We start from the raw sequence: 22,057 nt of genomic DNA on the forward strand, positions 1-22,057 counted from the left end.
GATGCTGATCCCGACGCACGCCCTGATCGGGGCCTGGCGGAGGTCGTCGGCACGGTCGCCTGGTTCGACCAGCCGGTCTGTCGCAACTGCGATGCGGCGCTCAATACGCCCTTTTGCGGCACCTGCGGACAAAAGGCGGCGACCCGGTTTCTTTGGCGCGATTTCGGCAAGGAAAGCTGGGAGCGGCTGCGCCTCTTCGAGTTCCGCTCGCTCAAAACCATCGCCCATCTTTTTCTGACGCCGGGTCGCGTCGCGCGCGACTATGTGATCGGGCGGCGCACCATATACATGCATCCGCTGACCTTGCTGATCGCGCTGGTCGCGGTGCTTGTGCTCATGCTTGCCGCAAATCGCTATTTCGGGCTGTACGGCTATGCTGGCGGTGACGGCGATGTCGACCGCATGGCGAAACGCGTATTGGCCTATGCCAATTGGAGTTTCTCGCTCGGCATCTTCGCCATTCTGCTTGGTTCCTGGATCGTATTTCGCGGGCGACTAGGCTATAATCTCATCGAACATGCCGTGCTCGCGGTGTTCTGTCAGAACATCATTCTCGCCATCATCATCGTCAATTTGGTCCCGACGTTGATCTGGCGCGGACCGGAATTCATCCTGTGGCATAAATGGGCGTCGCAATATTACATATTCGCCGTCAAGCTGCTGATCGTCGCTGCCGCTTACAAACAGTTTTTCCTGTTGAGATTACGATCGGATTGGCCACGGCTGTTACTTGCCTGCGGCATTTTTGCCGGCTTGAGTTGGGCACTTTTGCGGCTCTATGCGTTGGCCATCCTGTGGATCGTGACCCGCTGATTTAAGGAGCCGACATGTCCCGGACAATCGTTTCATCAATAATCCTGGCGATGGGCACGGCGCTTTTGCCCGGTTGCGATTCCGATAAAAGCGAAACGAAATCGACGCCGCTATCCCAGGCGCAAAAGGTCGAGGCGATCGCCTCCACGCTTCAGGCCTGCTCCTATGACGGCAGGCCGGTCACCGCGGCGCCCGCGGCGCTGACCGGTGCGGCGCCGCAGGAATGTTCGGTGGCGATCAACCGGATCATGGGCTTTACCGGACTGCCCGCCAATTTCGTCGTGGTCGCCGGACCCGTGGACAATGCGGCGGCGGTCATCCTGCTCGACGACAATCGCGTGCCGCGCCGGGTGATCGCCTTCAATCCGAAATTCATGGCGGCGGCGCAAACCGCATCGGGCAGCCCCTGGGGCCCGATCAGCGTGATGGCGCATGAGATCGGACATCACCTGTCCGGCCACACTATCGTGCCCGGCGGCAGCCGCCCCGAGATCGAGCTTGAGGCCGACAAGTTCAGCGGTTTTGTCTTGTACAAGATGGGTGCGCCGCTCGACGCGACGACCCGGATGATCGCAGCCGTCGGGTCGGATCATGCCAGCGTCACCCACCCCGACAAACAGGCGCGCACGGCGGCGATCCGCCAGGGCTGGATTCAGTCCTGCCAGCAATCCGGTCGCAGCGGCTGTGAGAATGGGGGCGGCGCGCAGGACGCCAAACCGCCGGTCGCTCCCGACTGGAGCGTGGCGCGCACGGTGCCGTCGCCGGGGTCGATCCCGTTCAAATATGGCCGTTTCATCATCGATGAAACCGGCAAGCTCGACCCGGCGCGCGCACGCGCGATGGACCAGCGACTTTATACGCTGGCAAAGGATGTGGGCGTTGAATTCACCTTTATCGTGGTCAACGACCTGCGCGGCATGTCGGCGGAAAGCTATGCCTGGGCAATGATGCGGCAGCTTCGCGTCGGAAAGCTCGATGTGGGCAATGGCGCGGTGGTGGTGGTCGCGCCCCGTCAGCGTCAAGCGGCGGTGGCGTTCGGGCCCGGCCTGGCCAAGGAAGCCGAATTCAGCAACCCCGATACTCAGTTGCTGCAATGGGTCGATGCCGCCTGGCGTGATTGCGACGACGCCGATGGCTGCAAGCTTTGGACCGGCAATCTCTTCGACATTTTTAACCGCACGCTCAACAACGCCGCGCATACCAAATGGACGATCCAGTACCAGACGCTGGGTCAGTTGCTCGATCACTACGACGCGGTCAACGCGGACCGGATGCGCAGCAAACGCCCGTTCAACGACCAGGCCGATCAGCCACTCGGCAATTTGCTCCGTCTGACCGGAAAGATCACCAGCCTTGATCCACCGAAGGGGATCGGACAGGTCAACGCCAATGTGGTCGGCGGCGAATTGGGCTATACTGCGGTCGGCATGACCACCGATGATGGCTATCCGGTCATCCTGTACGTGTCGCCGCGGCTTGCCGGGTTGATGCCGTCGGGCGGGCTGAAGGTGAGCACGAAATATACGATGGTCGGCCGGTTGCAGCGCACCGGCGATCGTAAAAGCCAGGCCTCGGCACTCTGGTTGTTCAGCTATGACCCGGTTTGATCGTCAAGATGACGTCGCGCAGGGGGCGCCCCTGCCGCGCGCATCGCTGCATCGGGAGCGCGAATGCGACAGCTCCTCATCGAGCTAAGCGCCTGGGGCGGTTAAGAGAGGTGCGAAAATCAGTGAGAGCTGGCCATCGGAATTGTGGGTTAAGTAAACTGGCACCTTAATCTAATCCTAGCGCAGGCGCGGGCGCACGGTAAACGCGGCGGCCGGGTTGGTGACCAGCAACGTGGTGACATCGGCGTCGGTAAATCCCTTCGCTTTTAAAGCCGGGAGGAAATCCGTGATCAGGATTTCGTAACTTCGCGGCGTCCCGCCATTCGGCTTGGCCATATCGTACCAGCCGGCGTCCTGCGAAATCAGTATATGGCCCAGCAGCCCCGCCTGTTTCATCGCACTGACAAGTTCGACATGGAGCGCAAGCGAGTCGCGGTCGATCCCGTCGAATTCGACCCAGGCGCCGCGCCGTGCTGCCTCGATATGCCGCATCGGGTCCTTCTCGTTCTGCGCGTGAATCCAGATCCAGGCCGAAGGGTCGATGCCCTCCTGCTCGAGAATGGCGAGTTGCTCGAACGCTGACACGGCTGGCCCGGTATGAGCACCGATGGTCAGCCCGGTCTTTCGATGCGTGATCGCGGCTGCGTGAATCAACTTCTGTTCCACCGCACTCAGCGAGCCACCATTAAAGCCGAGCTTGATGAAGGCAGGCCTGACCCCGGTGCCGCCGATGCCATGTTGCCACTCGTCGATCCACCGCGCTGCAAGTGCGGCCGGCGTAAGGTCGTAAACCCAAGGCGGCAGGAAGCGATATTCGAACGCCGCATAATTGCCCGTCACCGTCAGGATGTTCAGCCCGGACTTCTCGGACAAATGCCGCAACAGTGCGGGATCGCGCCCGAGATAAGCAGCCGTCGCATCGATGAAGGTGCGGACGCCCAGACCAGCAAGGCTGATAAGGCGCGGCAGAACGACAGCGGTAACGGCGTCGACCTCATAGGTGATCGGCCCACGGGTCCAGGATTCATAGCCCTGGAAATTGGCCAGGGCATGTTCGTGCACCAGCGTGGTGCCGAGCGTGGCAGCATCGATCCACCCGCGCACCGTCATTACCCCGTTGACCGGGACGGCAGTTTCCGATGCCCCGAGAGCTCCGCTTACCGGCAGGAAGCCGAGCGCCGCGATTCCTCCAACCGAGTTCAGAAAGTCACGCCTGTGCATCCGCGCCCTGCCCAAGATCATTGGTCAACGCGATGAGTGTATCTACACCTGCCTGATGAACACAAGCCAGGAGCTGGTCGAAACCGCCGGATGACAGCGCGGAGCCGCCGCTTTCCAACTCCAGCCGCGCGAGAAAGTCACGGTCGCCGACCGGGCGTCCGATCCCTCCCGCCACCCTCAGCCATCCTCGATCGCAGCCAGATGCCGCTCGATGATCGCACAATATTTCAACGCCTCGTCGCGCCTGCGCCGTGACCTGCAGTTACGGTGACAGTCCACTTTTCTTATCCCTGAGCTCGCGCGCTCCAAAAGTAGCTTTACGGTGCCACGTGCAATAACCCCTTTACTCGGATGAATACACCGCGAGCCTGAGCCAATCGTCCGATTAGCGCGCATCGTTCTTCCCGGCATTCCGCATCACGTGCGACCGGAATTCCCCGCCACGCGGCGGCTCAGGCTGCGCGGCGGCGGGCGAGCGGCCATTTACTGCGGGCGAGCGCGGTACGCATCAGGATGTTTCCCAGCTATTGGCGGGTCGCGAAGGGAAATCAGCGGGCGGGTCGGCGCCGATCCGCGATGGGCATCGGGGTATGTCCAGTCAGCCGCCGCCGGGTCGGCCGACCATGGTTGACCGACTTATCTGGCACCGAACTGAGCTTTGATCGCGCGGTACAAATGCGAGAGTGCGTTCGGGCGGGTTTTATCGCCCAGCGGCCGATGGCCGGTTTCCGGCAGCATGTCGTCAATCACCACGAAGCGGGGCGGCCCAGAATCGATGGGCCCAGAATCGATGGGCCCGGAGTCGATGGGCCCGACATCGATGGGCCCGGCTGGTCGCGCGGGCGTGCCCGCCGCGTCCGGTTTGACGGCAGGCGGGGTGAGGCTGTCGAGATAACGCAGATGCGCCTGCTCAAACGCTTCGTCGATGCCGCTGCGCAGATCATCCAGCGCGCGGGGGCGGCTATTCGCTTCAGTGGTACGATAGGTTTTACCCGTGAAGTCGATCAGCAAGGTGAAAACACCCCCGCGATCGAAACGGCGGAAATCCAGGCGTAAGCCGTTCGAACCGATCCATGCCGTCTCGGCATCCCAACTGGTACCCCACAGATCGAGCAGCAGCCGCCCTGTCGCGACCTCCGTTATGCGCGGCGCATGGGTCCATAACGAGACGCTCCATTCGCTGATCAGGAGGTCCAGCCGGATCGATTGGTCAGGCGACATGCGCGTATCGGAGGCAAGCGAGATCGGCGCGCGGCCGCCTTCGCCAGGGGTTTGCTCATCATCGGTCATGGAACCCACCAGTCGCGCGCATTCCGCCCGTACGCCGCGCGCGCCGCGATGGCGGGCCGGGCCATATCATCAGGCTCAGCAAGGATGATACGCTGCGTTGCATCAACTGCCGACTCAACCAGTGCCGCTATCGGGCGGACCGAAGAGAGGGTGGTTGGCTGCCGCGGCCTTTTTGCGCGACTTTTTGTTGGCTGCTCGATCATGATCAGCGTCGGCGCTGCGGGGCCGGGGTCGGGGTTGCAGCGGGCTGACGATTTGCTGCCGCCTGACCTGGCGCGGTCGCAGTGGCGATCGCCACGCCGAACAAGCGCCACCGGCCGCCGGCCCATTGATAGAGCATCTCGAAATTGACCGCTGCAGGGCGCAATCCGAAGCTGCCCTGCACCAGTAGCAAACCCTGCTGCACCAGATGCGGCGGGGTGCGAAACACCGGGATCACCATCATGGTTTGCGATAAATCGGTGCCGCTGGCTCGCAGAGTGGCGAAGATTCCCGCAAGCCGGGTGGTGTCGTTGGTGGCCTGGAAACCCGGTGCGGCGGTATCCCGCAGGACCGAATAATTGCCCGACATGGTGGCCCCGTCAACTGCCGCCATCGTGCCCCAGATCATCCGATAGATGTCGGATTGATCCGGCATGGGGGCCGTCGCCATCGCAGCCGGCGGGGCCATTGGCGCCTGTTGCTGCGCCCCGGCCGAAGCTGGCGCGAGCAGCGCGCTGGAGATGATCATGACGCCGATCATCAGCCTGATATGCTGGTAGAATCCCATCACCTGTTCCTGACGTTCATTGTCGCGGGAATGGGCCTGCGCGCCATATTGGGCGCGCAGGCCCATTCCCGCCGCGTTACATGCCGAAGCTGATGCCGATGCGGCCGCCGGCCGATCCCTTGACGGTCGATGCCGCGAACCCGGCACTGACATAGACCCTGGGCGAGAGCCGGCCGATCACCGATCCCGAAAAGCCCTGTTGGCCGCGATAGGTGGCGAGGTTGAACGAGATCGACAGGTTGCTGTCGGGCACGATCACGGCACCGCCCAGTGCCATCGCCGCCGCGATACCGCCATTGGCCGCCCGTGCGGCCACGCTGAGCGTCTGCACCTGTCCGGCAAGCGACGAGGTCAGCGTTTGCAGGTCGCCGATCTGCTTGTTCTGCACCGTATCGAGGATCTGGATCGCGCTGATCTGGCCGGCCTGCGTCGCCGATGCGGCCTGCAGCGTGCCGATATTGGCGGACTGCACTCCGTCCAGCGTCTGGATCGCGGCGATGCTGGTGTTCTGCATGGTGTTGACGTTTTCGACCGTCGTAGGGCGGCCGTCCTGCGTCGTGTTGACGTTTTCGACCATGGTGAGGCGGCCGTCCTGCACCGTGTTGACGGCCTCGATCGTGGTGAGACGTCCGTCTTGGGTGGTATTGACGCCTTCGATCGTGCTGAGGCGGCCATCCTGCACTGCCTGCCCGGCAATGATTCCCGATAGCGTCGTCGTATCCTGGCCGAGCGTACCATTGGCATCGATCGTCACCAGTGCGAGCGCGCCGGTCTGCGCGGCGGTGCTGGCGGCGATGTCGCCGATGCTGACCGAGCTGCCGCTGCCGCCGAGGCGTATTTCGCCGGCCCGCGTGGTGGTGGCGCCCGATCCGATCGCGACCGAATCGTCGAACAGCGCACTCGTCGCATCGCCAAGCGCGATTGACCGGTTGCCACCGGCGTTTGCGCCGTTGCCGATGGCGACCGCCGACTGGCCGTTGGCAATGGACAGCACGCCGATCGCGGTCGAATTATCGCCATTGGCCGCGGCGGAATTACCGAATGCGGATGACGACGTGCCGGCCGCGACCGCGCTGTTGCCCACCGCCAGCGATGCGGTGCCCGACGCCGCCGCAGAGTCGCCCAGGGCCGACGAACTGGCGCCAAAGGCATGGGCGCCGTTGCCCAGCGCTGTCGCGAATTCGGCGGTGGCGGCGGCATTGACCCCGAATGTCGATGCGTTGAGGCCGCTCGCCGCCGAGTCTCGACCAACGGTGGTGGCGCTGATGCCGGAGGCGGCGGCGTTGCGCCCGACGGCGGTCGCGTAGTCGGCCGAGGCGTTGGCGACGTTGCCAAGCGCGGTTGCCGAAAACCCTGTGGCGGTGGCCACGTCACCGATCGCCATGGCGTGGGATTGGCTGGCGATCGCCAGACGACCGATCGCGATACCCCAATTGCCCAAAGCGGACGCCCCGTCACCAGCCGCGAACGCGCTGTTGCCAAAGGCATTGGCGCTGATTCCGAACGCCGAGGCATTGGCGCCAGAGGCCTGCGACGCCCGGCCGACAGCGGTTGCATTGATACCCGAAGCCGCTGCGGACCGCCCTACCGCGGTGCTGTAGTCAGCCGTGGCACGGGCATCGTCGCCAAGCGCAGTCGAATAATCACCTGTTGCCGTGGCAAGATTGCCGAAAGCCGATGCCTCGCTTCCCAGGGCGACGGCGGCAACGCCGATCGCCGTCGAGCTATTGCCCTGGGCAAGGCTGCCATTTCCGAAAGCGGATGACTGAAAGCCTGATGCGGTGCTCGCCGCCCCCACCGCGGTGGACGCGGCGCCCGAAGCTGTCGAGTTGCTGCCGACTGCCAGCGCCAGGCTATTGGTCGCACTGGCATGGTCGCCGATCGCCCCCGATTGCTGGCCGGTTGCCATCGACAGCGCGCCGACCGCGACGGAGAAGGTGGCCGTCGCAGTGGAGTTGCTGCCGAACGCGGCCGAGGAGGTGCTGTTTGCGACCGCCGAGCTGCCCACCGCGACCGACGCCTCGCCCAGGGCGTTCGCAAGGGTGCCCACCGCGATTGAGTAATTCGCCTCCGCATGGGCATTGCTGCCAAAGGCGGACGAGTCGTTACCGCCCGCAAAGGCGGTATTACCGGCCGCGATCGCATTCGTGCCGGTCGCTTGGGCGAAGTCGCCAAAGGCCGAAGCTCCGCTCGCTGTGGCCTGGGCATGATGGCCGACGGCGGTCGCGTAGGTGGCCGATGCCGTGGCCTGTTCGCCCAGGGCGTTCGCATTGTCACCTGTCGCACTCGCCTGGTAACCGACAGCGGCGCTCCCGTTTCCGGTGGCTGTCGCACTGTCGCCTACCGCGGTGGACTGGGCGCCGCTTGCGGTCGCATTCACGCCGCACTCGAGCGAGAATGCACTCGAACCGACATTGCACGGCGCGGTGGCGTCCGCCCAGGCGGGCGCGGCGATCGAAAGCGCCAATATGCTCGCGCCGCCGGCGCCCAGCAGTTTCGTGATTCGGTTGAGCTTCATCATGATCTATCCCCAAGTTACGGATGATTCCGCGGCCATCGGGGAAAGTACTGGAACGCCTGCCACCCAATGATGGGCGACCAACTAGGGTATCGATCGATACGCCGGTATACCGCGTTTGCGGTAGTCCAGGGTTCTGGAATATGCTTTTTCCCTGGCCCTTACCTGCGATAAGGGACTTGTTCGGTGCGTTGGGGGGACGACATCATCATCCGCACGGCCATCATCGAGGACGATCCGACGATCATCGACCAGATCCGGTCGGCGATCGATCCGGCCGAGAATATCGAGATCGTCGCCGTTGCGCGCAACGTGGCCACCGGCATGCGGCTGATCGAGGCGGGCGGATATGACGTGCTGCTGTGCGACCTTGGTCTGCCCGACGGTAATGGCATCACGCTGATCCGCGCATCCGCCGAGCGATTTCCGGCCGCGGACGTCATTGTCATCACGATCTTCGCCGATCAGGCTAGGGTGCTGGACAGCATCAAGGCTGGCGCGCGGGGCTATCTGCTGAAGGACGAACGCTTCGCCGATTGCGTCGAGGGTATTCGCGACATTCGTAAAGGAGGATCGCCGATCAGCCCGATCATCGCGCGCCAATTGCTGATTCAACTCCGGCCGGCGGACAAGACCGTCAACATGCCGCTGCGCGAGGGGCTGTCGCCGCGTGAGCTCGAAATCCTGAACCTGCTCGCGCGCGGCTTCAGTAATGTGGAATCGGCGAACTGATCTCGATCTCCCGGTTGACGGTCGGCACGCACGTCAAGAACATCTATCGCAAACTGGAAGTGAACTCCCGTTCCGAAGCGGTGTTCGAGGCGTCGAGCCGCGGGATCATGAATGCGCATTGACCGGGCGGCCTGGCGCTGGGCCGGGATCGTCGTTTCGATTGCGCTCGCGGTGTTGCTGCTGGTCACGCCTCTCTCCGCACCGGCCCCTCCGCACCGGCCCCCTCCGCATCGGGGCGGCTACTCACCGGGAGAATCGACGCGCCGCCCGGCGATAGCGCGCCGGTCGTCGAATATATGGCGGCCGATTTCAGTTTTTCGAATTCCGCCACGATCCCTGTGACCGGGTGGCGGCGTGGCATCCTGCCGGATTTCAAGTTGTTGCGCGACGCCCGGGCGCATGGCCTCGATCCGCCCCGCTTCTGGGCGCGGATCCGCTTCGACCGCGCGACGTTCGGCATGCGTCCGATCGCTCTGTACAGCGAAATGGTCCGCGACAGCTTCGTGATCTATCTCAACGGGGCCGAAATCTATCGTTCGCGCGGGGACGCGAGCGACACGTCGTTCGGCTGGAACCACCCGCTGTTCGTACCCTTGCCGCCATCAATGCTGCGCGCGGGCGGCAACGACATCGTCTTCCGGGTCGAGACTCTGAAGCCCAATCTGCTCGGCCTCGGCTCGCTCCGCGTCGGTCCCGATCGGGTGGTGCGGGCGAAGTACGACAACCAGTATTTCCTCAGCAATATCGCGCCGCAGATTGTCAGCGGCTATATCCTGATTCTGACGATCGGTGCGATATCGTTCTGGATTCGCCGGCCCGGGGAACGCATCTTCGGATGGCTTGCGCTGGTCGGGGCCATGTGGATTTTCCGCAACCTGCATTATTTCGTGCAGGACGTGCCGGCCGGACGGGAATTGTTCTGGATCGCCAGCACCGACTCCATCTTCGTGCTCAGCGCGACGGTGTTCGGTTTCGCGGTCAATTATTTCGGGCTGTCCAGGGCCAGGCTTCTTTATGCGTTGATCTTTTCGGCCTGCGCGGTCGAAGTCGTCCTGCGCAATTTCCTGATCGGAAGCGGGCGCAGTGAACTGCCCGCCTTCCTGCTGACGGTCCCGGTGACGATCCTGATGCTGGGCGTGCTCCTCCGCGCGTGTCTGCGTGCCCGCAACGGACAGTATTGGGCGATGTTCGTCGCGATCACGCTGGCGATGTTTTTCGGGCTGCACGATATGTTCTTTTCCTTCAACATCTCGAAAGGTGCCGGCTTCTTCCTCCAGCCCTATGGCGGGTTGCTGATATTCGCCGCGTTCGACGTCGCGCTGACGACCAGGCTGCAAACCGCGCTGATCGATGTCGAGGATGTGAACCTCAAGCTGGAGGCGCGCGTCGCCGCGGTGACCGTGAGCCTGGCCGAGAGCGAGGCGGCGCGCGCACGGCTGCAGGTCGCGCATGCGGTCGATGGCGAGCGCGAGCGGATGATGCGCGAAATCCATGACGGCATCGGGTCGAGCCTGCTGACCGCACTGGCCCAGGCCAGGCACCGCGGCGATCCGCCTGATGCCATCGCGACGCTCAACCGATCGCTGACCGATTTGCGCATCGGAGTTGATTCACTCGAGCCGATCGGCGGCGACGTCGTCGCGCTGCTGGCCAATCTGCGTCATCGGATGGAGCGTGAGTTGAACGGCGCCGGCCTGACCTTTGTCTGGAAGGTCAACGCCGCCCCGCCATTGACCTGGCTCGACCCGGTCGGCGCGCTGCATATCCTGCGCATTCTGCAGGAAGCGATCGGCAATGTCCTGCTTCATTCCGGGTCTGAGCAGGTGGAAGTCCGATGCGGTCCGGCGAGCGATGCCGGTGTCGCGGGGGTCATGGTCGAGATCGCGGATACCGGCACCGGCTTCGACCTCACGCGGCCATCGCGCGGCAAGGGACTGGCCAACATGGCGGCACGCGCCGAAGCGCTTAATGCGAAATTCTCGGTCGAAAGCGCGGTCGGCGCCGGGACCACCGCGTCGATCTGGCTTCCGCTCGCCTATCCGCCGAGTGACTAGGCTCGGCCTGATGAACAGGCGCGTGGCAGGGTGCCGGCCGCATGATGGATTTGTCCATTTCCTGGACCGCCCGGACCCTGATGGCGGCGTTGTTCGTGACCCTCCGTCAAAGCGCGTTGGCGCCCGCCCGCCGCACCGGAGCTATCGGCTAGCGGGGGGCAGGATATCGCGTCCGAAATTATGCCGCGCGAAAACGGGAGTTTCGATCATTCCCTATCGGCTCGCTCGCTCGACAAAGTCTTGTATGGACGCTGGCGTTTTATAAGTTCAGGGATTGTTGCACTTCAACATTGACACAGGCCTTGGACCACGCCGCTTCGGCACCAAGCTCCCCGCCGCTTTCCAACTCCAGCCGCGCGAGAAAGTCACGGTCGCCGACCGGGCGTCCGATCCCTCTCGCCACCCTCAGCCATCCTCGATCGCAGCCAGATGCCGCTCGATGATCGCACAATATTTCAGCGCCTCGTCGCGCCTGCGCCGTGACCTGGTCTGGTCTTGCGGGTCCGTGGCGCACGCGGCCCAGCCCTCCTGCACCGCGGCGAACTGCCGTATCGCGGCATGTGTCCCGCGCAGGCTGGCTGGTGTCGCGCTCTGGCCGGCCGGCGGCGGCGTGCGATAGGTAACCGTTCCCGCTTCCGTATCCACGATCACTTCCTCGGGCGGCGGCACCGCCTCTCCCGGTTGAACCTCCAGCGTCGTGGCCGCTTCCCGCAGCTCCAGCCAGGCCGCGCGATAGGTGCTTGCCGCTGCCACGCTCGGCGTCGGCCCGGTCGCGATGCCCGCCACCAGCGCCGTCTCGCGTGCCGCGATTTCCGTCGCGGCGCCCGCATCGCCGGGATCGTCCGGCCGGTCGCGCAGCGCAGCCGCTTCGCGCGCGTCGATCGCCGCCCGCCGTTCGAGATAGACCTCATGCTCCCGACGATCATGCGCCGCCAGCGCGCGCAGCGACCGGTCGCGTGAGCGCTCGTCGGGGCCACGGTCGTCGCGCTGGATTTGCGCAGCATAGCGCTCGGGCAGGTACGCCGCGATCAGGTCGCGCACATCGACCCGCGCAAACCAGTCGCACCAGGCGCTCGCCTTGGCTGGACCCTCCAGCATCGCTTCGATCGCCGGACGCCGCGCCGGCAGCTCCGCGCGCAATTCGGCATGCCGTGCGGCCAGTCCGGCGAGCGACAATGTCATACCGGGTGCGGCACCCGGCCAGGTTGCGACGCCGCGCACCCGGCCGAGCGTCACGTCGTCGGGATGCGGCACCGGTGCGGCGATCTCGATCTCCTGCGCCGCCGCCTCGGTCAGGATTTGCGTCCACACCTCCTTATATTGCTCCGCCGCCTGATAGTCTTCAGACGGGGACGGCCGGGTCTGGCGCTCCTTCGCTGCCGTCGGGCTCGATGCGCTGCCTTGCGCCGGTGCCGGCTCCGCCTCGCTTTGCGCCGCCGCTTCCCAGTGCATCATCATCCGCGCGAGCGTGATCGTCGCCAGCCGGTTGCCGCGCGCCGCCTTCATCGCGATCTCCCGGAACGCCGCCTGCAGCGCCGGGATCTCGACCACGCGCCCGCCCGCCTTCACCCGCACCATGCGCGTTGCTTCGACCATCAGCATCTCGGGCACCGACCCGGCCGGCAGCCTGGGGACGGCATCCGCCGATCGCTTCACCTTGCGCTTGCCGCCGGGATTGGCGCGGTTGCCCTTTTTGAACTGGTGCGCTCTGGGCGGTTTGCCGCGGCCGACCACATAGTCGTCCGGCGCCGCGTCATGCCCGGTTCGATTCAACTCTGTCTCCGCCATCGTCATGCCTGCTTTCCGGTCCGCGCCAATCGCGCATCACGCTGAAGCCCATCCGCGCCCATGTTTGAATCGAGCAAAGCATGAATTTTGCCCCGTCAGTTCCCGCACTTCCCGCAGGCGCACCGCGTTTTTCCCATGCGCTCGTCTCGCCTTTCCCGCAGTTTTTCCCGCAGCTTCCCGCAGGACGTCCGAAAAAGCGTCTTCCCGCAGACCATCCCGCAGCTGCGCGAAACCGGCATGCGAAAACGGGGGCGAAAACGGGGGCGAACACGGGGGGCGAAAACGGGGTGCCTTATGGAATCGACACACCCCCTTCCAATTGCGCGGCGGGCGCGACACAGTGCGGGCAATCGCATCGCCAGCCGGGGGAACCCATGACCAATCTGACTCGCCGCGAGGCGCTCGCCGCTTCGACCGCCACGACACTCGCCGCCACGCTCGCCGGCGCGGTACCCGCCTGGGCCGTGGAAGGGCGCGCGCAGGACGCCGCGACCGCCGCAGCCCCGTCCGGCGGTGCGGCATGGGATCTGTCGGAGATATATCCCGACGACGCCGCCTGGGATGCCGCGCGCAAGCTCGCGCTCGCCGCGCTCCCGTCGCTCGGCGCTTTTCGCGGCAAGCTCGGCGAAGGCGCGGACACGCTTGCCAAGGTGATGGCCGTCGCCTCCGACATGGGCAAGACGATCGCGCGCATCTATGTCTATGCCAGCCTGAAGGCGGATGAGGATGTCCGCGTCTCCGCCAATCAGCAGCGCCAGGCTCAGGCGATCGACCTGTACACCGCTTATGGCGAGACGATTTCCTGGTTCGCGCCCGAGATCCTCGCGATCGGATCGGACAAGATCGAGCGGTTCATTGCCGCCAATGCGGTGCTCAAATCGCGCTTCGATTTCTACCTGCGCAACATTCTGCGTCAGGCACCGCACACGCTGAGCGCGAATGAGGAGGCGCTGCTCGCCGGCACCGCCGCACCGCTGCAGGGGCCGGAGGATATCCGCGGTCAGCTCGTCGCCTCCGACATCCCCTGGCCGACCATCACTCTGTCGACCGGCAAATCGATCCGCCTCGACGATCAGGGTTATACGCTGACGCGCGATGCGCCCAACCGCGCCGATCGCAAAAAGGTCTTCGATACTTTCTGGGCGACCTATGGTCAGTTCCGCAACTCGCTCGGCGCGGCTTATCTGTCGAAGCTCAAGGCCGATGTGTTCGACATGAAAGCGCGGAAGTACAAGACCTCGCTCGCCGCCTCGCTCTCGGGCAACGATGTGCCGGAGCCGGTTTATCGCACCCTGGTCGCCGAGGCGAACAAGGGCTTGCCCGAACTGCACCGCTATTTCGAATTGCGCCGCCGTCTGCTCAAACTGCCCGACATGGCCTATTACGATATCTATCCGCCACTCGTGTCGCTCGACCGCAAGGTGAGCGTGGCGGAGATGCGCACCATCACGCTGGAGGCGGTCAAGGCGCTCGGTCCCGACTATGTCGCCTTGATGGGCAAGGCGACGGCGGGCAAATGGATGGATCCGCTGCCGCGTCCGGGCAAGCGTTCGGGCGCGTATATGAACGCGGGCGCCTATGACGTGCATCCTTATCTGCTGCTCAACCTCGGCGAGAATTACGAGGGGCTGACCACCTATGCGCATGAATGGGGCCATGCGATGCACTCGCTGCTCGCCGCCAGGGCGCAGGTCTACGACAAGGCGGATTATCCGCTGTTCACCGCGGAGATCGCCTCGACCTGCAACGAACAATTGCTCGCCGCCTATATGGTCGGCCGCGCGAAAACGAAGGAGGAGAAGCTCTTCTATCTCGGCCAGCAGCTCGAAGGGATTCGCGGTACCTTCTATCGCCAGACCATGTTCGCCGAATTCGAACTGGCCTGCCACGACAAGGCGGAAGCAGGGGAGGGGCTGTCGGGCGAGGCGTTCAGCGCGATCTATCTCGACCTGCTCAAACGCTATCACGGGCCGAAGGTCGCGATCGATCCGGTCTATGGCTCGGAATGGGGCTATGTCCCGCATTTCTATTCGAGCTTCTATGTCTATCAATATGCCACATCGATTTCGGCGGCATCCTATTTCGCGCGCGCGATCCTGAACGGCGGCGCGAAGGAGCGGGACAATTATCTCGACGTGCTGAAATCGGGCGGGTCGGATCATCCGGTCGCATTGCTCAAGCGCGCGGGGCTCGATATGGCCTCGCCGGCACCCTATCAGGCGATCATCGCGACGTTCCGCGACACGCTCGACCAGTGCGAAGCCCTGATGTCGTGAGGAGAGAAGAGACGATGCGAACCCTGACCTGGCTGAGCGCGGCAACCGCGCTGCTCGCGCTCGCCGCTTGCGGTCCGGCATCACTGCCCGAAGTGACGTACGACAACGTCACGACTGAAGCGACGCCTGATCGCCCGGCCTTCGCGGTCGATCTGGACGGCGCGACCAAGCTGATCGACGAGGTCGGGGCACCCTGGAAGGGCGGCGTGACCAAGGACGGCATTCGCGACACGACCACCGGCGGCACGATCCGCACTTTGTCCGCGCCCGGCGGCAATGCGCAGATCTTCGCGCGGCCGGACGGCAAGGTCTGGCAGATGCGGCTGATCGTCAAACCGGTATCGGGGTGCAGCGAATCCACAGCACTCAGGCGCGGCTTGCCCAATCTGGTCAGCACGCTCGCGCCGTCCACGCCGTTCAGCGCGACGGATCGAGTTGCGATCGAGGACGACATGGTCTCGACCATGGCCAGGACGCATGACCTGGCGGCGATCCGCATCGTCGTGCTGGGCGGCTGCTCGCACACGATGACGCTTACCGCGCTGTGACCAAATGGTTGGGGGTGGCTAAAGCGAGATGAGGTTCAATCCACCCACCCCCCGTCATTCCCGCGAAAGCGGGGATCCCGCTTCTTCTTCTGAGTGTGGGGCAAGGCAGCGGGATCCCCGTTTTCACGGCGATGACGGACGAAGATATGCCTGAAATCGTCGTGCGTTAGCGCCCGATGCGCCGCCTGCTTCCCGCCCTCGCGCTGGCCGCGCTCGCCGTGATGGTGTTCGCGGGATGGATGCATCTCGGCGTGCTCGACCCGCGCAATGTCGGCTGGGTGATCGATGGCCATGACCGCGGCCCGAGCGCGATCGGGCTCGCCGCCTATCTGCGCGCCGGCGGCCCCTGGCCGTGGCTACATCAGCCGCTGATCGGTGCGCCCGATGGCATGGCGCTGTTGTTCACCGACAGCATTCCGCTGCTTGGCCTGCTGCTCGGCCCGGTCGCGCGCTGGCTGCCGCCGGGGCTGCAGTTCGTCGGCCCCTGGTATCTCGCCTGCATGTTGCTTCAGGCCGGTTTCGGCTGGGCGGTCGTGCGGCGTCACGCTCCGGACGGCGTCAGCGCCTGGCTCGGCGCGGCATTGCTCGTACTGATGCCGGTGCTGATCAACCGCTACGGTCATGCCAGCCTGTGCGCGCAGTGGCTGATCCTGTGGGGGCTATGGCTCCATCTCGACCCCGTCCGCGCGCGCCGCCCGCTATGGTGGATCGCGGTGCTCGGTCTGGCGGCGCTGATTCACAGCTATCTGCTGCTGATCGTCGCCGCGATCTGGGCCAGCTCGGTACTGCGCGCGCTGGTCGTCGAACCGGGGCGGGGGCGCACGCTGATCCACGCGGCGATCGTCGCCGTCTCGACCGCGCTGATCGTGTCGCTGCACGGCATTCTCGGCCAGCATTTCGGATCGACCGGCACCTATGGTAAGTTTCCGATGCCGGTCGATGCGCTGTGGAACCCGGGCAACCCGACCTATTCCGCATTGCTGCCATCCTCGCCGGATACCGGGCGTGGTTTCGAAGGGTTCCAGTATCTCGGCGCCGGGTTGCTCGCGCTGGTGCTGGTCGCGGCGATCCGGCTGGCGCTCGGTCTGCGTCGCGGCGCGGACGAGGAAGCGCTCCCGCGCGATTCCCTCCGGCGGCTCGCCTGGCTCGTGCCGGCGTTCCTCGTCTTCGCGGTCGTCGCAATCGGCCCGCAACCCTTGTTCGCGGGTCGGCCGATCGGCGGCATCCGCCTTGCGCCTGCGGTCATCGATCTGCTCGATCCGGTCCGCGCATCGGGACGGCTCTTCTGGCCGGTCACCTACACCATCGCGATCGCCGCGATCCTGATCATGTGCCGGATTAAGCGCGCGGCGCTGATCCTTGCCGCCGCACTCGCGCTGCAACTGGTCGACCTGATGCCGATGCTCGCCGCGGTCCGTACGACCAGCGCATTGGCCGATACGCCGGGCACCTATCGCCGCACGCCCGACCCGCGCTGGGACGCATTGATCGCGCGCGCGGATGCGGTCGATTTCCAGCCGCCCGATCCGTTCGGCGACCTTGTCGTGATGGAGGAGATCGCTTGGCGCGCGGTGCGCCTGTGCCGGCCCGTGCCATTCTTCTACGCTTCGCGCGAGACGGTGGCGACGCGCCGGCGCCTCGACGCGGCGGCGCGCGATTTCCGCGCCGGCCGGATCGATCCCGCGCGGCTCTATGTGCTGGTCGACGGCGCTGTGCCGCCGGCACTGGCGAACCGCGTGCGCCACCTCGACGGCATCGTGATCATCCCCCCGAGCGCGGCCGCCGGGCAACCGCGTTGCCGCCAGGCAGCGCAAATCGCGATCGATTCAAGGACTCTCGATACGGGATTAGTCGCTATTTCCGAGAGCGGGAACATAGATGACTCACAGCGGTGACGATGACCCGGGAAACATAGGCCACGCTTCGCGGTCGATGGATCAAAACTCAGCTCAGCTGTTCATCCAGACTGCGCGTGCGCGACGTCACCTCGTCCCCGGTATGCCTGGTCGAGGCTGGTTCGATCAGCAGCACCCAGCATTCCTCGTCCGCGACCGGATTGTGCCGGACACCGCTTGGAATGGTCAGGAAGTCTCCCTGCGAAAGCTCGACCGGACCATCTTCGAAATCGATCCGCAGCGATCCCTTGACGATGTAGAACAGCTCGTCCTCGCCGTCATGCGCGTGCCACACGAACTCGCCCTTCAGCTTGGCCGCCTTGAGCAACTGGTCGTTCACCCGGCCAATCACCTTGGGCGACCAATAGTCGGTCACGCGATCGAACGTGGCGGTCAATTTGGTGGGGGATAACATCGTCTTTCCTCCTGGATCGTCATCGATACTGATCGGCGCGGTGCAGCCCGGGCAAGCCGATAGCGCTTGTAACGGAACGCATATCATGACCATGGACGCCGCCATCATTATGGCGACCGGCGATCGGCCAGACGCCGCGATCACCTCCGACACGATTGGACTTTCCCATGGGACAGCTACGTACCGCCAACAAGCGCCGCAACCGCGCGCTCGCATATGCCGCCGCCAAGCCTGTAGCCGCCGCGCCTGCGCCAGCAAAGGCCAAGACGGCCAAGCCGAAGAAGAGCGCCGCCGCTTAACCCCGGTATCACGTCGCCCGGTACCGCATCGCCACGTCGCAGCGTTCATAGCGTGCGCCGAAGCCGCGCATGATCTCCGCGTCGTGCGCGAAGCCGAGTTTCTCGTAGAGATGGATCGCGGCGGCGCATTTCGCGCTGGTCAGCAGGTAGAGCATCTCCACCTCCATTTGCCGCGCGCGGCGTAGCATGGCGCCGAGCAGATACTCGCCCGCCTTGCGGCCACGCGCCGATTCGAGCACGCCCATCTTGGTCAGCTCGAATTGCCGCTCGCCGGTCTTTTGCCCCGTGTTCTGGAGGGCGCAGGTGCCGACGATGCCCAGGCCCTTCGCTTCGACGAACAGGATCACCCCGCCCGGATCGATGATCCGCGCGCGCGGGTTTTCCAGCACTTCGCGGTCGGTCTGTTCGATGCGGAACATCGACGCGATCCACTCGGCGTTGATGTCGTGGAAATCGCGCGCCAACTTGTCGGAATATTCGCGGATCATGAGGCCCGATGCCGGCCCGTCGAGCGCGCGCTGCTCGAGCGACTGGCGTTCGAGTGCGTCCTCGATGGTGGCGATCTGCTCGATCAGCGGTCCATCCAGCCCGTCGCAAAGCTCGAGCACCGCCGCGTCGATATGCGGCCAGACCTCGCGCTTCGATCGCGCCAGCGCGTCATGGCCGGCATCGGTCAGCGACAGCGACCGGCGGCGCTGGTCGCCCGGCGTGGTGATCGTCTCGATCAGGCCGAGTTCGACCAGCTTGGCCAGGTTGCGCGTGATCGCCGGCTGGCTCAGCCCCAGCTTCCCGGCCAGCGCGCCGACGGTCAACGTGCCGAAGCGGTCGAGCGCGACGAGGATCGGATATTGGCTCGGCTGGATCGCCAGCCCGGCGCGCTCGGCGATGCTCGCGACATCGGCCTGCATCCGTTCGGCGAGCCGCTTCAACCGGCTGCCGAGGAAGAGATAGCCCATTTCCTTCAGGACATCGTTCGCCATGCCATCGCTCCATTAACTCGATAGCATGTTATATACTGCGTTATGCGATTGCAATCTTATTGAGGTTTTGGGCGATCACATCTTCTCTCGCGCATAAGATTGCTTCCCCAGCGCAGGCTGGGGCCAGTGTCGGAGCAGAAGATAATTAGCGATATGCCCCGTACCGTCTGCCCGTCCGACTCGGCCCCGGCCCGCGCCAGGGAAGCGTATTTGGGGCGGCCAATGAGCAGCGGATCAGGAGTCCTTCATCGCATCGATCAGCTTCTTGACCTCCTGGCTGCGGCCGCGCGGCAGGATCAGGACGTCGTTGCCGCTTGCCACGACGATCAGATCCTCGACCCCGACGATCGCGATGCGCACGCCGTCGCTGCGTACCAGGCAATTGGTGGTGTCGATCGCGACGACTTCGCCGCCGTCATGGCCGGCATGGGCATGGCCATCGATATCGGCGCTGAGCGCATAGAGCGCATCCCAGCTGCCCAGGTCGCTCCAGCCCATATCGACCGGCACGACTGCGACACGCGCGGCCTTTTCCATCACCGCATAATCGATCGAATCGGCGGGGGAGGCGGCGAACGCCTCGGCATCGGGATAGATACGCTTGCCCTCATGCCGCGCCTTGTCCATCGCGCGTTGCGCCGCGTCCAGCATATCGGGGGCAAAGGATGCGAGCGCGCCGAGATACATGTCGGCGCGGAACAGGAAGATGCCGCCGTTCCACGCATGGTCGCCCGCCGCGAGCATCGCCTCGGCCTTGTCGCGCGGTGGCTTCTCGACAAAGCTGGCGACCTTGTTGACCCCTTCGGCGATCTCTTCGCCGACCTGGATCCAGCCATAACCGGTTTCCGGCGCGTCTGGCGCGATGCCGAAGGTGACCAGCCAGCCCTGTTCGACCAGCGGCAGCGCGGCGTGGATCGCGGCATGGAACGCGGCGACGTCGGTGATGACATGGTCCGACGGCATGATCAGCAACGGCTCGGGCCCGCCGCCCGCGGCGATCGCGGCAAGCGCGATGGCGGGCGCGGTGTTGCGGCCCATGGGTTCGAGGATCACCGCCTGTGCGCCCGCCGCGACCGCGTCCAGCTGTTCGTCGATCATGTCGGCGTGGCGCGCATTGGCAACCACGATCGGCGCGGCGAAGCGGTCGCCGGTCGCGCGCTTCGCGGTCAGTTGAAGCATGGTTTCCTCGGCGGTCAGCGCGAGCATCTGCTTGGGACGCTCGGGCCGCGACATCGGCCACAGCCGCGTGCCCGATCCGCCCGAAAGGATGACAGGGACGATCGGTCTGGAAAGCGGCATTCGAATCCTCCTGTGGTGCCTCTCCTTAGGGCAGGGGACGCACCAGACAAACTGTCCTCGATCAAGCGCGATCCCGGGCGTTCAACCTTTATTTGTCAATTTCTGCGACAGCCGGTTGCACGTGTCGGAAAAATTTACACGGCCACTGGTAAGGCGCGACTGATGATCAGGTTGTTCAAGCATTACATACCGCATGCCGTGCTGCTGCTCGGCCTGTTCGACATGCTGCTGCTGCTGGTCGCTGCGGAGTTCGGCTGGACCTATCGCGCCAACCAGATCGCGATGATCGTCGAACCGATCAATACGCGCATCCCGCAATTGCTGACCTTCGCCATCTCGCTCGAACTCGCGATGATCGCGGTCGGGGTTTATGGCGCGAGCTCGCTGCAATCGCTGCGCTACGCCTCGGCCCGGCTGGTCGTGGCGATTTCGCTCGGGGTGATCTTCCTCAGTGTGATCTTCTTCCTGATGCCGGCGATCACTTTCTGGCGTTCGAACCTGCTTTATTCGATGGGCGCGGCGATGGTCCTGCTCATCAGCCTGCGCGTCCTGCTCGGCAAGATGTTCGGCGGGCAGGCGTTCAAGCGCCGCGTCGTGGTGCTCGGCGCGGGGGCGCGCGCGGCGCGATTAAAGGCTCTGGCCGCGACGCCGGGCGCCGGTTTCGTGGTGGTCGGCTATGTCTCGATGAGCGAAGCCGCGCGAGTCATTCCCGAGGCGATCGCGCGCGACGCGATCTACAATCTCGCCGACCATGTCGTGCTGCTCAACGCCAGCGAAGTCGTGCTCGCGCTGGAGGAACGACGCAACGCGTTGCCGCTGAAGGATCTGTTGCGGATCAAGACCACCGGCGTCCATGTCAACGAGATATCGACCTTCCTCGAACGCGAAACCGGCCGGGTCGACCTGCAGAGCGTCAATCCGAGCTGGCTGATCTTCTCCGACGGCTTCTCCTCCGGTCGCATGCTGTCGAGTCTGTTCAAGCGATTGTTCGACATCGCGGCCAGCGCGTTGCTGCTCGCGCTGACCGCGCCGATCATCGTGCTCACCGCGATCGCGATCAAGCTGGAGAGCAAGGGGCCGGCTTTCTACCGCCAGCGCCGCGTCGGCCTGTACAGTGTCGGGTTCGATTGCATCAAATTGCGCTCGATGCGCCAGGATGCCGAGATTGGCGGCCAGGCGGTATGGGCGGAAAAGGACGACCCGCGCATCACCCGCATCGGCCGTTTCATCCGCAAGGTGCGGATCGACGAACTGCCGCAGACCTGGTCGGTGCTGAAGGGCGAGATGAGCTTTGTCGGCCCGCGTCCCGAACGCCCGCAATTCGTCGACGATCTCGAACAGCAACTGCCCTATTATGCCGAGCGTCACATGGTGAAGCCGGGCATCACCGGCTGGGCGCAGATCAATTATCCGTACGGCGCGTCGATCGAGGATTCGCGGCAGAAGCTCGAATACGACCTGTATTACGCCAAGAATTATTCGCCGTTTCTCGACATATTGATCCTGTTGCAGACAATCCGCGTCGTGCTGTGGCCCGAGGGCGCGCGGTAGTC

Annotated in this window: 19 protein-coding genes; 10 read left to right on the top strand and 9 right to left on the bottom strand. The window is 64.6% G+C overall.

Annotated elements, in window-relative coordinates:
- Positions 1-219: 219 nt before the first annotated feature.
- Both ACVWZA_RS12890 and ACVWZA_RS12895 read left to right on the top strand, forming a co-directional pair.
- Complete coding sequence (locus tag ACVWZA_RS12890) at positions 220-813, top strand: DUF3667 domain-containing protein (protein WP_457311662.1); 594 nt, start codon at positions 220-222, stop codon at positions 811-813.
- 14 nt (positions 814-827) lie between these two features.
- The gene (locus ACVWZA_RS12895) at positions 828-2,420 is read left to right on the top strand and encodes a TPM domain-containing protein (RefSeq protein WP_457311627.1); all 1,593 of its coding nucleotides are present in this window, start codon (positions 828-830) and stop codon (positions 2,418-2,420) included.
- Positions 2,421-2,597: 177 nt separating this feature from the next.
- Here the strand turns inward: ACVWZA_RS12895 and ACVWZA_RS12900 are convergent, their stop codons facing one another.
- The 5 genes from ACVWZA_RS12900 to ACVWZA_RS12920 all read right to left on the bottom strand — a co-directional run bounded on the left by ACVWZA_RS12900 (position 2,598) and on the right by ACVWZA_RS12920 (position 8,221).
- Positions 2,598-3,641, bottom strand: a complete 1,044-nt coding sequence (locus ACVWZA_RS12900) for a phosphotriesterase family protein (RefSeq protein ID WP_457311628.1) — start codon at positions 3,639-3,641, stop codon at positions 2,598-2,600.
- Positions 3,628-3,816 carry a hypothetical protein gene (locus ACVWZA_RS12905; protein WP_457311629.1) on the bottom strand — a complete coding sequence of 63 codons (189 nt, stop codon included), beginning with the start codon at positions 3,814-3,816 and terminating at the stop codon, positions 3,628-3,630. Before ACVWZA_RS12905 ends, ACVWZA_RS12900 begins: the two co-directional genes overlap by 14 nt.
- 461 nt (positions 3,817-4,277) lie before the next feature.
- The gene (locus tag ACVWZA_RS12910; RefSeq protein ID WP_457311630.1) at positions 4,278-4,931 is read right to left on the bottom strand and encodes a hypothetical protein; all 654 of its coding nucleotides are present in this window, start codon (positions 4,929-4,931) and stop codon (positions 4,278-4,280) included.
- A gap of 205 nt (positions 4,932-5,136) precedes the next feature.
- Positions 5,137-5,766 (bottom strand): hypothetical protein, encoded by a 630-nt coding sequence (locus ACVWZA_RS12915; protein ID WP_457311631.1) that lies wholly within the window; start codon positions 5,764-5,766, stop codon positions 5,137-5,139.
- A 10-nt stretch (positions 5,767-5,776) separates the two neighbouring features.
- Positions 5,777-8,221, bottom strand: coding sequence for a hypothetical protein (locus tag ACVWZA_RS12920; RefSeq protein ID WP_457311632.1), 2,445 nt, complete (start codon positions 8,219-8,221; stop codon positions 5,777-5,779).
- A 183-nt stretch (positions 8,222-8,404) separates the two neighbouring features.
- Here ACVWZA_RS12920 and ACVWZA_RS12925 point away from each other — a divergent pair, with 183 nt between their 5' ends.
- From ACVWZA_RS12925 to ACVWZA_RS12935, 3 genes are all read left to right on the top strand, one after another.
- Positions 8,405-8,950, top strand: a complete 546-nt coding sequence (locus ACVWZA_RS12925) for a response regulator (protein ID WP_457311633.1) — start codon at positions 8,405-8,407, stop codon at positions 8,948-8,950.
- A 14-nt stretch (positions 8,951-8,964) separates the two neighbouring features.
- Entirely contained in the window at positions 8,965-9,072 is a 108-nt protein-coding gene (locus ACVWZA_RS12930; RefSeq protein WP_457311634.1) for a helix-turn-helix transcriptional regulator, read from the top strand.
- Between the two features lie 174 nt (positions 9,073-9,246).
- Positions 9,247-11,004, top strand: a complete 1,758-nt coding sequence (locus tag ACVWZA_RS12935; RefSeq protein WP_457311635.1) for a sensor histidine kinase — start codon at positions 9,247-9,249, stop codon at positions 11,002-11,004.
- A 405-nt stretch (positions 11,005-11,409) separates the two neighbouring features.
- On the opposite strand, the gene ACVWZA_RS12940 is transcribed toward ACVWZA_RS12935, so the two are convergent.
- Entirely contained in the window at positions 11,410-12,798 is a 1,389-nt protein-coding gene (locus ACVWZA_RS12940; protein ID WP_457311636.1) for a DUF5681 domain-containing protein, read from the bottom strand.
- Positions 12,799-13,166: 368 nt separating this feature from the next.
- On the opposite strand from ACVWZA_RS12940, the gene pepF reads away from it, so the two are divergent.
- The 3 genes from pepF to ACVWZA_RS12955 all read left to right on the top strand — a co-directional run bounded on the left by pepF (position 13,167) and on the right by ACVWZA_RS12955 (position 17,511).
- Complete coding sequence (gene pepF / locus ACVWZA_RS12945; protein ID WP_457311637.1) at positions 13,167-15,068, top strand: oligoendopeptidase F; 1,902 nt, start codon at positions 13,167-13,169, stop codon at positions 15,066-15,068.
- Between the two features lie 14 nt (positions 15,069-15,082).
- Entirely contained in the window at positions 15,083-15,616 is a 534-nt protein-coding gene (locus tag ACVWZA_RS12950; protein ID WP_457311638.1) for a hypothetical protein, read from the top strand.
- Positions 15,617-15,792: 176 nt separating this feature from the next.
- Positions 15,793-17,511, top strand: coding sequence for a DUF6311 domain-containing protein (locus ACVWZA_RS12955; RefSeq protein ID WP_457311639.1), 1,719 nt, complete (start codon positions 15,793-15,795; stop codon positions 17,509-17,511).
- Positions 17,512-17,560: 49 nt separating this feature from the next.
- On the opposite strand, the gene ACVWZA_RS12960 is transcribed toward ACVWZA_RS12955, so the two are convergent.
- Complete coding sequence (locus tag ACVWZA_RS12960; RefSeq protein WP_457311640.1) at positions 17,561-17,926, bottom strand: cupin domain-containing protein; 366 nt, start codon at positions 17,924-17,926, stop codon at positions 17,561-17,563.
- 167 nt (positions 17,927-18,093) lie between these two features.
- Here ACVWZA_RS12960 and ACVWZA_RS12965 point away from each other — a divergent pair, with 167 nt between their 5' ends.
- Complete coding sequence (locus ACVWZA_RS12965; protein WP_457311641.1) at positions 18,094-18,225, top strand: hypothetical protein; 132 nt, start codon at positions 18,094-18,096, stop codon at positions 18,223-18,225.
- Between the two features lie 8 nt (positions 18,226-18,233).
- On the opposite strand, the gene ACVWZA_RS12970 is transcribed toward ACVWZA_RS12965, so the two are convergent.
- Both ACVWZA_RS12970 and ACVWZA_RS12975 read right to left on the bottom strand, forming a co-directional pair.
- Positions 18,234-19,205: a bifunctional helix-turn-helix transcriptional regulator/GNAT family N-acetyltransferase gene (locus tag ACVWZA_RS12970; protein ID WP_457311642.1), complete on the bottom strand. Its 972-nt coding sequence runs from the start codon at positions 19,203-19,205 to the stop codon at positions 18,234-18,236.
- 234 nt (positions 19,206-19,439) lie between these two features.
- A complete protein-coding gene (locus tag ACVWZA_RS12975; protein ID WP_457311663.1) occupies positions 19,440-20,438 on the bottom strand; it encodes a mannose-1-phosphate guanylyltransferase in 999 nt (332 codons plus the stop codon).
- 228 nt (positions 20,439-20,666) lie between these two features.
- Here ACVWZA_RS12975 and ACVWZA_RS12980 point away from each other — a divergent pair, with 228 nt between their 5' ends.
- Positions 20,667-22,055 (top strand): TIGR03013 family XrtA/PEP-CTERM system glycosyltransferase, encoded by a 1,389-nt coding sequence (locus ACVWZA_RS12980; protein ID WP_457311643.1) that lies wholly within the window; start codon positions 20,667-20,669, stop codon positions 22,053-22,055.
- The last annotated feature ends 2 nt before the right edge of the window (positions 22,056-22,057 follow it).

This window comes from Sphingomonas sp. UYAg733 (assembly GCF_054057355.1).